Here is a 14,229-nt window from a genome sequence, read left to right on the forward strand (position 1 = left end):
CCGGGAACAGCGGGGGTGCCAGGGGCCGCTACGGCCCGGCGTCGGTCAGTAGGCGCCGTTGACGTTGTCGATCGAACCGTAGCGGTGGGCGGCGTAGTTGGCCGCGGCGGTGATGTTCGCCACCGGGTCGGTGATGTTCTTCGCGGTACCGGAGACGTGGTACGCGTTGAAGGTGGGGGAGATCACCTGGAGCAGACCCTTGGACGGAACGCCGTTCTTGGCGTTGATGTCCCAGTTGTTCTGCGCGTTGGGGTTACCGCCGGACTCGCGCATGATGTTGCGCTTCAGACCGTCGTAGCTACCGGGGATGCCCTTGGCCTTCATGATGGCCAGCGACTGCTTGATCCAGCCGTCCAGGTTGTTGCCGGAGCCCGCCTTGGTGGCGGTGGTGTGGGATGCCTTGACCACAGAGGCGTGCACCTGCGGCATCTCGGCGGCCTGCGCGTTGGTCGGCACCAGGGTCAGGGCCGCGGCAGCGGCTCCGGTGGTGGCGAGACCGGTGACGGCGAGGCGGGCGATGCGGGTGCGGGTGGTGGCCATGGTCATGCGTGAACTCTTCCTCTGGGGGACAAGGTCGTGCCTGCCGCGAGTCTCGCGGTGGCGGTGGGGCGGTGTGCCCCGCGCTGCGGGTGGGACCGGGCGGTTGGTTCCGGCGGAGATCCGCTCGGTCCGGCCCGTTGCTTCCCGGCAACGACAGCAATGGTTAGCCGGGGCCGAAGTGCTTGGCAAGGATGTGACGTACTACCCCACTTCGGAGCAATGACCGTTATGTCCCGATATGGAGATGTCTGCGCAGCTCAGGGCGCCCCGTTCCTACGGTCCGGCCTAGGACGTGATCTGGCTCCTATGGGTGGCGTCACAGGATGAGGCCCCAAAACGGCCTGGATCGGCCCTGTTTCGGGGGAGTGGGAGTCGACCGAGAGAGGGGTCGCGGGGTCTCGATTCCGGACGCGGCGTGAGGGCGCGATGACGGTCCGTGGAGCACGCCAAGGGTTCGCTACGGCGTCCCCAGCGATCCCTGGGGTTGACGGAGCCCCCGGCGCAAACTGATGATCTTGCCGGACATCCTGACGATCCCCCGGTCGCTGTCGCGGCCCAAGGAGAGGGCACCCCTTCTTATGGACACCGCACCGGACACCGCGCCCGCAACGCCCTGGACCATCGCCGTGCTGGGCCCCGGGGGCGTCGGCGGCCTCCTGGCGGCCCTGCTCTCCCGTGCCGGACACCGGGTGATCTGCCTGGCGGGGGAGGACACCGCGCGAACGCTCGCCCGGGACGGCATCCGGGTGTCCAGCGGGCAGCACGGCGATTTCACGGCCCGAGTGGAGGCGGACACCGAGCTGCGCGAGCCCGTGGACCTGTGCCTGGTCACCGTCAAGCACACCGCGCTCGACGCGGCGCTCGACCGGGTGCCGCCCCAGTACGCCCGGGGCTTTGTGCTGCCGCTGCTCAACGGCGTCGAGCACGTCGCCGCGCTGCGCGGACGCTACGGCGCCGAGCAGGTCGTACCGGCCGTCATCCGGGTCGAGTCCACCCGTACCGCCGCGGGCGTCGTCGAGCACGGCAGCCCCTTCACCGAGATCGACGTGGCCGGCGCGGACGAGGCCCGGCTCGCGCCGCTGGCCGCCGTGCTGAACGCCGCCGGGGTGAAGACCCGCACGGTCGCCGACGAGAACGCCGCCCTCTGGGCCAAGCTGGCCTTCCTCGCGCCCTTCGCCCTGCTCACCACCCGTTACGGGCTGTCGATCGGCGGCATCCGGGACGAGCACGCCAAGGAGCTGGCGGCGCTGGTCGAGGAGACCACCGCGGTGAGCCGGGCCTGCGGGGGACCGGGCGACGCCGCCCAGGTCCTCGCGCGCTACGACGCCTTCCCGGCGCAGAGCAAGTCCTCCATGCTGCGGGACGCGGAGGCCGGCCGGGCGCTGGAGCTGGACGCGATCGGCGGCGCCGTACTGCGGGCGGCCGAGCGGCACGGCATCGAGGTGCCGCTCGCCACCCGCCTGGTCGCGGAACTGGCCGACGGCACGGCGGCGGCTCCCTCCGCCTGACCGCCGACCCGCGGCGCGGCACGGCTCGGCACGCTTCCCGCGCCTGCGCCTGGCCACCTGTGCGCGGGACGGCAACTGCTCAGCAGGCTTCTCGTTCCTCCTCCTGACCGCCTGCGCGCGGGACGGCACCGCTCAGGACGCTTCTCGCTCCTCGGCCGTGCCGCCCCACGCGTCGAGGTGGGCGATCACCGTGTCGGCGAAGGCGGTCGCGGAGGGGGACAGCGCCGACCACTGGCGGGCCGCCCAGCCGACCTTCAGCGGTACCAGCCCGCGCACCGGGATCAGACAGAGCGGGTCCGGGTGCGAGGTGACCCCGGGGACGGCGGGCACCAGCGCGTGGCCCAGGCCCAGCTCGGCCAGGAGCAGGGCGGTGTCCCAGTCGGTGGCGCCGGTGGGGCCGAGGCCCAGCCGCTCGTCCACCTGCCGTCCGGAGCTGGTGCCGGCCGGCGGCCGGATCAGCTGGGTGCGGGAGAGATCCGCGAGGGACAGGGCGGGCTCGGCGGCGAGGGGATCGTCCCGGTGCACGGCCAGCACCCAGTCCAGGTCGGTCACCGGACGCTGCTCCAGACCGTGCACGTCCGGTGTGATGGTGACCCAGGCCAGCTCCACGAGGCCCGTGCGCAGCGCGTCCAGACAGCGCTCGCTGGAGCGCTCGGTGTGGAACTCCAGGCGTACATCGGGAAAGGTGTGCCGGAACTCCTTGACCGAGGCGCCCATGAAATGGCGGATCGTGGTGCTGCCCGTGGCGATCGCCACACTGCCGTGCCGGCCCGTGCGCAGCTCGTCCAGCAGCCGCATCGCGTCGTTGAGCGCGATGAGCCCCTCCTGCACGGCGCGGTGCAGGATCAGTCCCGCCCCGGTCGGCACCACACCGCGCGGCCGGCGCTCGACCAGCGGCAGCCCGGTCTCCTTCTCCAGCCGCCGGATGTGCTGGCTCACGGCGGACTGGGTGCACTTCATCTCGCGGGCCACCGTTCCGTTCCTCGTCGTGCGGAGCCGCCCGGCCGGGGAGACGATCCCCCGTCGCGGACGGCGCCCGCACGTACCGCGCCCCGGTCAGCGGAGCTTGTGCCGCTCCTCGGACCAGAGGTCCTCCCGGCTCAGCTCGGATATCTCGTACTTGCCGAGCGAACTGAGCAGCATCCGCATCTCCAGCGCCAGGCACTCGACCAGGTTCACCAGACCGCTGTGCGGATCCTCGTCCACCGCCGCGAGCGCGGCCCGGCCCAGACCCACGGCGCGGGCGCCGAGCGCGAGGCACTTGGTGGCGCGCGCCCCCTCCCAGATCCGCCCGGTGACGAGCAGACAGTGGTCCTGGGGGTCGACCCGGTCGAGGCACTCCGCGAGCGGCAGCCCGACATGACCGAGGAACGCCCGCGGCGCCCAGCCGGTGCCGCCCTCGGCGCCGTCCACACCGACCGCGTCCGCCCCGGCCGCCCAGGCGACGGCCGCCGCCTCGCCCACATCGCGGGCCGGCGGCAGCTTCACCCACACCCTGGCGCGCGGATAGTTGTTCCGCATGAGCCGGATCTGGTGCCGCAGGATCTCGTCGGTGAAGGTGCCCGGACTGCTGCACCGCAGCACCGCGTCGCTGTCGGCACCGAAGACGTCCATGAGGTCGTACTGCGCGGAGAGCGCCGTGGCCTTGTCCCGCGGTACGAGTGTCATGCCGCCCAGGCCGGGCTTGGCGCCCTGGCCCACCTTCAACTCGAAGGCCAGGCGCCCCGATTCGAGCAGCGGCTGTACCGCGGGATCGCTGTAGACGAGGTTCCAGACCTCGGCGTCGGCGTCCTCGGTGCTCTGCTGGACGACGACTCCGCCCCGTCCGTCGGGTACGGCCGCCGCGTACTCGGTGATTCTTTGCAGCAGCGAGCTGGGAGCCGTCTGCGCCATCCGGCCGTAACCGGCGACAGGGACGATGTTCTCGCCAATGACCATGGGGATGCCCAGTCGGCCCGCTTGACGTGCTACGGCCTGGCCGAGGTCACCGCTGGCGACCCGGGTCGAGCCGAACGCGGAGACATAGACCGGCAGCGGAGAGCTGAACCCCCCGATGGTGGTGGCGAGTTCGGCGTCCCCCACCACCGGCTCACGGCCCAGGTCGATCAGCCGCTCAAGGCGCCGGGGCACGAAGACCGGGGGCACCAGCCGGGTCCGGTCGATCGCGTCCAGGGGCGCGTCCGGCTCCGTGGGCTGCTGCCCGAACATGGTCGTCCCGTAGCCGTCGGCGTCCGGGAACGCCATCGCCGTGCCGTGCCGGGCGCGTTCCGCCACCTGCTGCCGGGGGAAACCCGGGGCGTGCAGTTCGGTCATGGCCGCGGGTCCCCCGGGAGCTTCGGGTAGCCCGACGCCTGCCAGGCCGCGTCGAGGCCGCACAGGAACCGGGTGAAGCGCTCCACGCCGAGCCCGAAGCCGGCGCTGGACGGGAGTCCCTCGCGGGCGAGCGTCAAGTACCAGTCATACTTGGCAGGGTTCTCTCCGGTTTCCCGGATGCGCATGACGAGATTGCGATAGTCGGATTCGCGTTCGCTTCCGCTCATCATCTCGCCGAAACCGCCCGGGAAGATGAGGTCGAAGTTGCGCAGCACCCCCGGCTCCGTCGTGCTCTCCTTGTCGTAGAAGCCGCGGGAGCCCTTGGGGTAGTCGGTGATGAAGAAGGGGTGGGCGGCGGCCCGGGAGATGATCTCCTCGCCCTCCCAGTCGACCTCCGCGCCGGCCTCCTGGGCGTGCCCGCGGCCCTGGAGGTCCGCCACGACATCGGCGTGGCTGCGGCGGCCGTAGGGGCCGGCGAGTATCTGCTTGAAGGCCTCCAAGTCCCGGCCCAGCAACGCGAGTTCGGGCTGGGCGTGTACGAGGACGTACTCCACCACGTACTTCGTCAGCCGTTCGGCGATGTCCAGGGCGTCCTCGCGGGAGCCCTCGCCGATCTCCACGTCGAGCTGGTGGAACTCCACCAGATGGCGGTGGGTGACCGCGGTCTCCAGCGGTTCGAGCCGCACGTTCGGGGCCACGTGGAAGATCTTGTCGAAGCTCAGCAAAGAGGCCTGCTTGTACAGGATCCCGCTGGTCATCAGCTTGTATCGGTGCCCGTAGTAGTCGATGTCGACCTGCTTGGCACCGCGGGCGCCGGGGTCGGTGACCGGTCCGATCGTGGGCGGCAGCAGCTCCTGGAAGCCCTCGCCGACCAGGAACTCCCGGGCACCGGTGAGGAACTTGCTCTGCACGGCCAGCGTGGCGCGGGTCCGGTCCGACGTCAGGTGGGCGCGTGGGGTGGGCAGTTGGACCCTACCCGTCTCCTGGGACAACCTCGTAACCTTTCGTGTCCGTCGGTCGCGTCGGCCGGCCGATCCGGGGCGAATCATTCCGCTCACCTCAGGCTGGGCCGACGTTGAGAAATCATTTGCCTTTGCTCCGACCTATTTCGTAAGCGAACGCAGGCCGGCTGCAACCTTTGCGTGTGAGATGAAGCACAGCCCGACACGGTTGTCTCTCGTCCGCGAAGTCAAAGTCGGCGGTTTACTCTCTACTGAGAGCAGCGCCGTGATCTTGACGTAACGTCAGGAGACGTGTCAAGGTCGGACACATCTCGCATGGCGTCAGTAAAGATCTTCTGCTCCGCCATTTATCTCATTTGTTCGGTCGTCGGCTGTAAAGACAGAGTCTTTTCGGGTGGGTAGCTATGAACGATCTGAAGTTGCACTGGTGTTCGCCTCTGGACAGTGGCCAGCAGAAAGCCACCGACAAGTACCAGGCGGGCGAGCTGGACTTTGACGGGATAGTTGATTTCGCCCGTGAGGCGGATGAACTCGGGGTTGATTCCCTGCTCATGGGAATCAGTTACCACATGCCCGATCCCCTTCCGATGATCGGTGCTCTCGTCCGGGAAACCGAACGGGTCAAGTTCATCCTCGCTTACCGTCCCGGACTGCTTTCCCCGACGCTGTTCACCCAGATCGTGAACACCGTCTCCTGGATGTCCGACGGGCGTATCGCGCTCAATCTCGTGGCCGGAATCTCGCCCGCCGAGCAGGCCTTTTACGGTGACTTTCTCGCGCATGATCAGAGGTATGCCAGATCCGAGGAGTTCCTTGACGTCTGCCACCGCTTCTGGCGCGGTGAGACGCCCCTGACCCACAAGGGCGAGCACTACACGATCGAGGACGCGCAGCTCGGCCTCGGCTACAAGGGCGGCGGCCGTCCGCACATCTACATCAGCGGCGCCTCCGCCGTGGCCCAGAAGACCGCGATCACCTACGCGGACTGCTGGCTGCGGTACGGCGACACCCCCGAGGGCATCGCGGCCGTCACCGAGCCGCTGCTGTCCCAGGGCTGCGAGGTCGGCATCCGGATGCACGTCCTCGCCCGGGAGACCCGCGCCGAGGCGCTCGCCGCGGTCGAGGACATGATGCGCGACCCCGACGAGCAACACCGCGCCTGGGTCAGCGACTTCGTCGGCAAGTCCGACTCCGAGGCCGTCAAGACGTCGTTCCGGCTCGCCGACACCGCCTCCGACGACTGGCTGTCGCCGATGCTGTGGTCCGGCGCCGTCGCCTACCGGGGCGGCCCGGCGCTCTGCGTCGTCGGCAGCTACGCGGAGGTCGCCGAGTACCTCTACGCCTACAAGGCCGCGGGCGTCAGCGAGTTCATCTTCTCCGGCTGGCCGACGCGCGACGAGATGCGGATCTTCTACACGCATGTCGCCCCGCTGATCCGCGAGCATGAGCGAAACGCGGCGGGTTCGTGACCTCTCAACCCCGTTTCGGCCGCCACCTGTTCGGCACGGGCGTGCTGCTCGGTCTGATGGCCGAGCAGGTCGTGATGTTCGCGGTGCCGCTGCTGCTCTTCCAGGACACCAAGCAGGTCTCCACGCTGGGCTTCGCGTTCGCGCTGGAGTGGCTGCCCGGTCTGATCGCCTATCCTTTCGCCGGCCTCATCGCCGACCGGGACGGCGGCGCCCGGCTGTTCTCCGTCGTGACCGGCGCCCGCGCCCTCGCGCTCGCCGTGGTCGTGCTGGTCCTGCTGACCCGGCCCGGCTGGACCACACCCGCCCTGATGACCAGCGGCGCGGTCCTCTCGGTGCTGGTCGCGCCGACCCGTATGTCGGTCGAGAAGATGGTGCCCCAGCTGGCGGCGGGCGAGGCCATGGCGCGTACCCAGGCGCTGGTGCAGAACATGGAACTGCTCGCGATGGCCCTCGGTCCCGCGCTCGCGACGCTCGCCGCCGCGCTGATCGGCAAGGTGTGGCTGCTGGCCGTGGCCGCCTCCGTGTTCGCCCTCGCCGCCGCCTGCTGGCTGCCGCTGCCGCGCGGCGAGCGGCCGACCGAGCCGGTGACCGCGCGGGCCACCCTGCGCGAACTGGGCCTGGGCTGGAAGCTGATGACCGGCAACCGCCCCGTCCTGCTGCTCGGCTTCCTCAACTTCGGCATCAACCTCGTGGTGGCCTCGGTGCTCAGCGCCAACGCGGCGCTGGTGACCGGTGTCTTCGCCGCGCCCGACTGGTCGTTCGCGCTGCTCAACACCTGCGTCGGCGTCGTCGGACTGGTCAACCTGCTGGTGATCCCGCTGGTCCTCAAGCGGTTCGAGGTCTCGCTGCTGGGCGCGCTCGGCTTCGCGGTGCTGTGCGCCGCGCTGCTGCTGATCGGCGTCGCCGGCTCGTTCCCGGTCTACGCCGTGCTGTTCATCGCGGTGCTCACCGGGACGGCGTACTACAACGTCTTCAACCGCACCCAGCGGGTGAAGGTGATCCCCAGGGAGCACCTCGGCAAGGTGATGGGGCCCTTCTACCTGCTCAACCTCCTGTCGTACCCCATCGCAGGACTGCTGGTCGGCAGCGTCGGGGCCACGTACGGGCCGCAGCGCCTGGTGGGCGTGCTCGCCGTCGTGCTCAGCGTCTTCGGCGCCGTCCTCCTGCCTCTGACCATGCGCAGCTTCCGCCGGACGCTCACGGATCGTGAACGACTTCCCGTAGGAGTGCAGTCTTGAGTACGTCCTTCCGGTGCCTCGTGAGCACCGTCGAGTCCGATTCCCACATCTGGAACCTGGTCTATCTCCAGAAGCTCCTGGAGGAGCACGGCGGCCTGGTGCGCAACCTCGGCAGCTGCACCCCGGTGCCGGTGGTGCTGCGCGGCATCGAGGAGCACCGCCCCGATCTGCTCGTGGTCTCCAGCATCAACGGGCACGGCCACCACGGCGCCCGGGTCCTGATGACCGAGCTCCGGAGCCGGGGCATCGAACTGCCCTGTGTCGTGGGCGGAAAGCTGACCACCTCGGAGTCGGACAACGACCGGGTGCGCCGCGATCTGATCGACCAGGGCTGGACCGACGTGTTCAACGGCGAGGAAGCCGTCCCGCGCTTCCGGGACTTCCTCCACCACGGCAAGCAGCACGGCTTCGCCGCCTGGCAGCCGCCGTCCGCCCCCGTACCGCCGTGGGACAACCCGGAACTCATGATCGCAGGAGCAGTCTGAATGCACATCGTCATCGTCAACCGCTGGCCGCGCTTCTCCGACGGGGTGCGCTGGGACAACGAGCTCACCCGCTACGAGGAGTTCATCGACCACGACGCCCACCGGGTCAGCTATGTGGTGGACCCGCTCGGCGCCGAGGGCGTGCTCGCCGATCCCGCGAAGATCGCCGCGCAGGTCCAGGTCGACGACGTCAACGACTTCGAGGCGCTGCGGGACGCGGTCGCCGAGATCACCCGCCGGGTCGGCCCGGTGGACCAGCTCGTCGCGCTGTCCGAGTTCACCCTGGAGATCGCCGCCCGGGTCCGCCGGGACCTCGGCATCCCCGGCCCGACCCCGGACGAGGTCGCGGTCTACCGCGACAAGGTGCGGATGAAGGAGATCCTCGCCCTCAAGGGCGTCCGGGTCCCGCGCTTCGGCGACTGCGAAACGCCGGAAGCAGCGGTGGAGTTCGCGCGGTCCGCCGGCTACCCGGTGATCCTCAAACCGGTCGACGGCGCCGCCAGCATCGGCGTGCACCGTGTCGAGGACGAGCGGCGGCTCATCGAGCTGCTGCCCACCCTCGACCTGTCCCGGTACGAGATCGAGGAGTTCGTCACCGGCCGCATCTTCCACATCGACGGCTACGCGGACGACCACGCGGAGATCCCCTTCCAGGTGGTCTCCCGCTATGTGAACGACTGCCTGGCCTTCGGCCTCGGCGCCCCGCTCGGCTCGGTCGTGGTGCAGAACAGTGAACTGCGGGACCGTATCGAGGCGTTCAGCCGGGAGTGCGTCGCCGCCCTCGGTATCCGCGCGACCCCCTTCCACCTGGAGGTCTTCGTCACGCCCGGCGACGAGCTCGTCTTCCTGGAGATCGGCGGCCGGGTGGGCGGCAGCGAGGTGCCGCATCTGCTGAACAAGCTCTTCGGGGTGAACCTCTTCGAGGTCTGGCTGCGCGCCGTGGGCGGCGAGTCCATCGCCGAGATCACCACCAAGTCCGGTGACCCCTCCGGTGGTTGGCTGTGCGTGCCGAAGCCGGCCGAGCTGCCCGCCCAGGTCACCAAGGCCGTCTCCCTGCGCGCGAGCGTGCCCTCGATCTGGCGGGAACTGCTGCCCCCGGTCGGCGAGGTGCTCCAGCCGGGCGGCTCCTACGACGCCCTGCACAGCGGCCGCTTCATCCTCCTGGACGACGACGAGGCCCAGGTGGAGGCCGACATCCACCGCATCATCGACACCTTCGAATTCGAGGCCATACGCATATGAACCAGCACACGGGGGAGCCCGCGAACGAGCGGTACCCGACGCTGCACGCCCAGCTGACCGGCTTCCTCAGCGATGTGGAGCTCGACGGCGTCAAGGCGACCGGGGAACGGCTCGTGGAGGCCGCGGGCGGCATCGACGCGCTGCCCGACTACAAGGTCATGGTGGCCTACGGCGGCGGCAAGGACAGCACGTACGTCGTCGCGTTCGTGCGCGCGGTGCAGCTGCATCTGGCGCTGAACTTCGGCCGCACCTTCACGCTGCGCGTCGCCAACATGCGGCACGCGGGCGTGCCCCGGGCCGTCATGGAGAACATCGACCGCGTCTACCGGGCGCTCGGCCTGCTCGACGACGACCGGGCGGAACTGCTGACCATCGACCACACGTTGGTCCGCCCCTTCCATGTCGATCTGCCGCTGCCCGAGCACCTGATCGAGATCAACCGCGTCGACGTCCTGATGAACGGCCACCGTGCCGCGGGCGACGGCCGGCCGACCTTCTGCAACAGCTGCAACCTGGCCGTCGCCGACTTCTACGGCCGCGCCGCCTGGTTCGACGGCGGCGTCGACGTGGTGATGACCGGCGACTCCCGGCGCGAGCAACTCCTGTACTCCGCCTGGATCATGCGGCTCGCCAAGGCATCCGGCGTGGATGTGCAGGAGTGCCGCACGATGGGCTTCCGGGGCATCCTGCTGGCCCTGCGCGGCATCGGCGACACCTACTTCCGCGAGCTGTTCGGCGACGACAGCGAGAGCGAACTCGCCGAGCGCGAGGTCTCGACCGGCGACCGCTCGATGCAGCCGCAGTTCATCTCGGTCTACGACCTGGTGAGTTACCGGGTGCACGACCACTGGGACCTCATCGTCGACTTCCTCGGGTTCCAGTTCGACGAACTCGCCTTCAGCTTCAGCGAGTCCGACTGCGCCAACCCCGGCCTGATGGCCCATCTGCGGGCGCTGCGCGCCGAGTTCGTCCAGGGCCGGACGTACGACGAGGGCCTGGCCGAGTACCTGGAGCTGGCCGAGGAGCTGATGCACAAGAAGGAGATGCCGCAGAACCTCGTCGACCTGGCGCTCGGCCGCTACGACACGGCCGAGAAGCGGGTCCACCGGCGCAAGCTCTCCGACGAGTTCGCGCGGGAGGCGTTCGGGCTGTCCGAAGAGGCGCTGGTGGCCATGGTGTTCTCGCCCTTCACCGACCGCGGCGCGCGGCTGGCCGCCTTCCTCGACCGCTGCCACCCCGACCGGGCGGACACGGCGGACCGTATCCACGCGGTGCTCGGCGCGGACGGCGCGGCGGACGACGAGATCGCGGCCTGGCTCAGGGACGTCTCCGGCCTCGGCCTCACCCATCTGCGCACCCTCTACGCCAGCAGCCTGGTCGACTTCGCCGCCCCGGGGACGATCATCTCCCGCGTCCGGGCCGGCGACCCGCACAAGTACCACGTGGCCACCATCGACCCGGCCAGCGGAGCCCCCGCCACCGAACTGATCTCAGGGCGGTGACCGGCTACCTCGACCGGTTCGTGGCCGGCCGCCGGGCCGACCGCACCCTGGTCGTGCAGCCCCGCATGGGCTTCGGCAGGATCGGTGCGATGGCGGCCGGGCTGCGCGAGGTGGCCGCCCTCGACTTCCCCGTGGTGGGGACGATCACCATCGACAGCTACACCCGGGTCGGCGACCACACCACCCCGCTGGAGCGGCTGGCCGCGGACGAGGAGCTGAACGGCTACCCGCTCGTCTCCCACCCCGCGGCCGCCACCCGGGACATGCTGGCGGACCTGTACGGACCGGATTTCCCCGTACAGGTCCGGCACGGTACGGCGCTGCCGCTGGCCGTGTTCCGGCGGCTGGTCGAGGTCGGCCTGGACGCCACCGAGGGCGGCCCCGTCTCCTACTGCCTGCCCTACAGCAGGCTGCCCCTCGCGGACGCGGTGCGCGCCTGGTCGGAGAGCTGCCTGCTGCTGGCCGGGGAGACCGAGCACGGGCACATCGAGAGCTTCGGCGGCTGTCTGCTCGGCCAGCTCTGCCCGCCCTCGATCCTGGTGGCGACGGCGGTGCTGGAGGGCTGCTTCTTCCGTGCCCACGGGCTGCGCCACATGTCCTTCAGCTACGCGCAGGGCACCCTTCCGGCACAGGACCGCGGGGCGCTGCGGGCGCTGCGCACCCTCGCGGCCGAGCTGCTGGGGGACGCCACCTGGCATGTGGTCCTGTACACGTACATGGGCCTGTTCCCGCGCACCCCGGCGGGCGCGAGCGCGCTCATCGAGGACAGCGCGCGGCTCGCCCGGGACGCGGGCTGCGAGCGGCTGATCGTCAAGACGGTCTCCGAGGCGTGGCAGATCCCGAGCGTCTCGGAGAACCTGTCCGCGCTGCGGCTCGCCGCGGCCGCCGCGCGCGGACCGGCGGCCGCCCGGAGCGCCGAGGAGGACGCGTACTACGAGGAGACGCTCGCCGAGGCACGGGCCATCGTGGCGGCGGTGCTGGACCTCGACGCGGACATCGGCACCGCGCTGACCGAGGCGTTCCGGCTCGGTCTGCTCGACATCCCCTACTGCCTCCACCCCGACAACAGGTCGGCGACGACCTGCGTCATCGACGAACGCGGGGCGCTGGCCTGGGGGTCCACCGGAAACCTGCCCCTGAGCACCCCCACCTCCCGTACGGCCGGCCGGCTCTCCTCCGACGACCTGTACGGGATGCTCAACCACGTGGCGGAGCGCTACGACAGCGCGTCGTCCGAGCCCAGATTGGTTCCCCACCCATGACTGTCCCGCAAGACCGGCAGGACCGGCCCGCCCTGGTCCTGGTGGACGCGTTCTCCACGGGCTCGATGCTGGCCCGTCAGGCGGCCGAGACCCATCGCGTCCTGCATGTGCGCTCCCGCGACCTCGCCTCCGGCACCTTCGGCGCGAGCCTGCCGACCGCGCTGCTCGCCGAGGACCTCACCTATCCCGGCCACGAGGCCGACGTCCTGGCCCACTTGGCGGCGCGGCGTCCCGTGGGTGTCGTCGCCGCCAGCGAGTTCGGCGTCGAGGTGGCGGACGAACTGGCCCACCGGCTCGGGCTGCGCGGCAACGACCCCGCGCTGTCCGCCGCCCGCCGGGACAAGTCCCTGATGATGGGCGCCCTTTCCCGGGCGGGTGTGCCCACGGCCCGGCAGTGCCGCTCCGGCGACCCCGCCGAACTGCTCGACTGGTGGCGCCGCCACCCGGACATCGCGCGCCTGGTGGTCAAGCCGCTGGACAGCGCGGGCTCCGACGACGTCTACACCTGCGACAGCGAGCAGGAGGTCCTGGACGCCTGCCGGGCCGTCCTCGGCAAGACCAACATCATGCTCCGGGTGAACGAGGAGGTGCTCGCCCAGGAGTACCTCGCCGGGGACGAGTACATCGTCAACACCGTGAGCCGTGACGGGAGTCACTGGTTCACCGACGCCTGGATCAGCCGCAAGCAGGTACGGGAGGGCGGCCGCCGGATCTACGAGGCGGAGGACCTGCTGACGCCGGACGACCCGGTGCTCGACATCATCCTGCCGTACATCGCGCGCTCGCTGGACGCCCTCGGCATCACCGACGGGCCCGCGCACAGCGAGCTGATCCTCACCGCGCGGGGCCCGCTGCTCCTGGAGACCGGGGCGCGCATCTCGGGCCTTGCCAACCCGGCCGCGCTCGACCTGTGCACCGGCGCCGACCAGGTGAGCCTGACCCTCGACTGCCACGCGGGCGACGGCGTCGCGCTCGCCGGGCGCCCGGCCCGCTACCCGGTGCTCCAGCGGGCGCGCTGCGTCAACCTCATGGCGCGGCGTGCCGTACCGCTGCCGCTCGCGGCCATCACGTCCGCGCTGGAGCGGATCCCCGCCTTCGAGAGCGTCCGGTTCCGGATCGCCGACGGCGCGCCCACCCGGCCGACCGTGGACCTCAACTCCTCGCCGGGCGCGGTGTTCCTGGTGCATCCCGACCCCGTCGAGATCGACAACGCACACAAGGTGATCCGCGAGCTCGAGCACGAACTGCTCTGAATCCGAAAGCATGGTGAGATCCACATGTCCCTAGACAGCGAGCGGTTCCGCAAGATCTTCGGCTCCTTCCCGACGGCCGTCGCCATCGTCACGGCGCTGGACGAGCAGGGCAGGCCGCGCGGCTTCACCTGCAACGCCGTCTGCTCGGTCTCGGCCGCGACGCCGAGGCTGCTCGTCGGGGTCGGCAAGAGTTCCCAGACGTTCCCGGCACTGGCCGCCTCCGGCGCCTTCGTGGTCAACTTCCTCGCCGAGTCCGGTGAGCAGGCCTCCCGCACCTTCGCCGACAAGGGCCCTGACAAGTTCGCGGGCCTCGTCTGGGAGCCCTCCGCGCATGCCGGGGGCGCGCCGATCCTCACCGACATCGCGCTGGCCTACGCCGAGTGCCGCACCGTGCAGACCGTGGACGCCGGCGACCACTGGCTGCTGATCGCCGACGTCCACGGTCTGCACGGTGC

Annotated in this window: 13 protein-coding genes; 9 read left to right on the forward strand and 4 right to left on the reverse strand. The window is 70.3% G+C overall.

Annotated elements, in window-relative coordinates; all coding sequences use genetic code 11:
- Positions 1–45: 45 nt before the first annotated feature.
- Positions 46–546 carry a transglycosylase SLT domain-containing protein gene (locus CCN72_RS25285; protein WP_425276171.1) on the reverse strand — a complete coding sequence of 167 codons (501 nt, stop codon included), beginning with the start codon at positions 544–546 and terminating at the stop codon, positions 46–48.
- 572 nt (positions 547–1,118) lie between these two features.
- On the opposite strand from CCN72_RS25285, the gene CCN72_RS25290 reads away from it, so the two are divergent.
- Positions 1,119–2,048, forward strand: a complete 930-nt coding sequence (locus tag CCN72_RS25290; protein WP_086809884.1) for a ketopantoate reductase family protein — start codon at positions 1,119–1,121, stop codon at positions 2,046–2,048.
- A 132-nt stretch (positions 2,049–2,180) separates the two neighbouring features.
- On the opposite strand, the gene CCN72_RS25295 is transcribed toward CCN72_RS25290, so the two are convergent.
- The 3 genes from CCN72_RS25295 to CCN72_RS25305 all read right to left on the reverse strand — a co-directional run bounded on the left by CCN72_RS25295 (position 2,181) and on the right by CCN72_RS25305 (position 5,353).
- The gene (locus tag CCN72_RS25295; RefSeq protein WP_244174443.1) at positions 2,181–3,020 is read right to left on the reverse strand and encodes a LysR family transcriptional regulator; all 840 of its coding nucleotides are present in this window, start codon (positions 3,018–3,020) and stop codon (positions 2,181–2,183) included.
- Between the two features lie 84 nt (positions 3,021–3,104).
- Positions 3,105–4,361, reverse strand: a complete 1,257-nt coding sequence (locus tag CCN72_RS25300) for a glutamate synthase-related protein (protein WP_086809886.1) — start codon at positions 4,359–4,361, stop codon at positions 3,105–3,107.
- The gene (locus CCN72_RS25305; protein ID WP_136102909.1) at positions 4,358–5,353 is read right to left on the reverse strand and encodes an asparagine synthetase A; all 996 of its coding nucleotides are present in this window, start codon (positions 5,351–5,353) and stop codon (positions 4,358–4,360) included. The genes CCN72_RS25300 and CCN72_RS25305 overlap by 4 nt, the downstream gene beginning before the upstream one ends.
- Before the next feature lie 374 nt (positions 5,354–5,727).
- On the opposite strand from CCN72_RS25305, the gene CCN72_RS25310 reads away from it, so the two are divergent.
- The 8 genes from CCN72_RS25310 to CCN72_RS25345 all read left to right on the forward strand — a co-directional run.
- Positions 5,728–6,792, forward strand: coding sequence for an LLM class flavin-dependent oxidoreductase (locus tag CCN72_RS25310; protein WP_037659792.1), 1,065 nt, complete (start codon positions 5,728–5,730; stop codon positions 6,790–6,792).
- Positions 6,789–8,030 carry an MFS transporter gene (locus CCN72_RS25315; protein ID WP_232987980.1) on the forward strand — a complete coding sequence of 414 codons (1,242 nt, stop codon included), beginning with the start codon at positions 6,789–6,791 and terminating at the stop codon, positions 8,028–8,030. The genes CCN72_RS25310 and CCN72_RS25315 overlap by 4 nt, the downstream gene beginning before the upstream one ends.
- A complete protein-coding gene (locus CCN72_RS25320) occupies positions 8,027–8,515 on the forward strand; it encodes a cobalamin-dependent protein (RefSeq protein ID WP_086809890.1) in 489 nt (162 codons plus the stop codon). Before CCN72_RS25315 ends, CCN72_RS25320 begins: the two co-directional genes overlap by 4 nt.
- Positions 8,516–9,757: an ATP-grasp domain-containing protein gene (locus CCN72_RS25325; RefSeq protein WP_086809891.1), complete on the forward strand. Its 1,242-nt coding sequence runs from the start codon at positions 8,516–8,518 to the stop codon at positions 9,755–9,757. It begins immediately after the preceding gene.
- Positions 9,754–11,259, forward strand: a complete 1,506-nt coding sequence (locus CCN72_RS25330) for a hypothetical protein (protein ID WP_086809893.1) — start codon at positions 9,754–9,756, stop codon at positions 11,257–11,259. The genes CCN72_RS25325 and CCN72_RS25330 overlap by 4 nt, the downstream gene beginning before the upstream one ends.
- Positions 11,256–12,521: a methylaspartate mutase gene (locus CCN72_RS25335; protein ID WP_086809895.1), complete on the forward strand. Its 1,266-nt coding sequence runs from the start codon at positions 11,256–11,258 to the stop codon at positions 12,519–12,521. The genes CCN72_RS25330 and CCN72_RS25335 overlap by 4 nt, the downstream gene beginning before the upstream one ends.
- The gene (locus tag CCN72_RS25340) at positions 12,518–13,774 is read left to right on the forward strand and encodes an ATP-grasp domain-containing protein (RefSeq protein WP_086809897.1); all 1,257 of its coding nucleotides are present in this window, start codon (positions 12,518–12,520) and stop codon (positions 13,772–13,774) included. Before CCN72_RS25335 ends, CCN72_RS25340 begins: the two co-directional genes overlap by 4 nt.
- A gap of 24 nt (positions 13,775–13,798) precedes the next feature.
- Positions 13,799–14,229, forward strand: a 431-nt coding sequence (locus CCN72_RS25345) for a flavin reductase family protein (protein ID WP_086809899.1), incomplete at its 3' end; no start/stop codon positions are given.

It is taken from the genome of Streptomyces murinus (assembly GCF_002154555.1).
GTDB lineage: Bacteria > Actinomycetota > Actinomycetes > Streptomycetales > Streptomycetaceae > Streptomyces > Streptomyces murinus.

What these genes read in the sequence shown, in the direction of transcription:
- CCN72_RS25290 (WP_086809884.1), top strand. Translation starts at nt 1,119, where the DNA reads ATGGACACCGCACCGGACACCGCGCCCGCAACGCCCTGGACCATCGCC.
- CCN72_RS25300 (WP_086809886.1), bottom strand. Translation starts at nt 4,361, where the DNA reads ATGACCGAACTGCACGCCCCGGGTTTCCCCCGGCAGCAGGTGGCGGAA.
- CCN72_RS25285 (WP_425276171.1), bottom strand. Translation starts at nt 546, where the DNA reads ATGACCATGGCCACCACCCGCACCCGCATCGCCCGCCTCGCCGTCACC.
- CCN72_RS25325 (WP_086809891.1), top strand. Translation starts at nt 8,516, where the DNA reads ATGCACATCGTCATCGTCAACCGCTGGCCGCGCTTCTCCGACGGGGTG.
- CCN72_RS25330 (WP_086809893.1), top strand. Translation starts at nt 9,754, where the DNA reads ATGAACCAGCACACGGGGGAGCCCGCGAACGAGCGGTACCCGACGCTG.
- CCN72_RS25340 (WP_086809897.1), top strand. Translation starts at nt 12,518, where the DNA reads ATGACTGTCCCGCAAGACCGGCAGGACCGGCCCGCCCTGGTCCTGGTG.
- CCN72_RS25310 (WP_037659792.1), top strand. Translation starts at nt 5,728, where the DNA reads ATGAACGATCTGAAGTTGCACTGGTGTTCGCCTCTGGACAGTGGCCAG.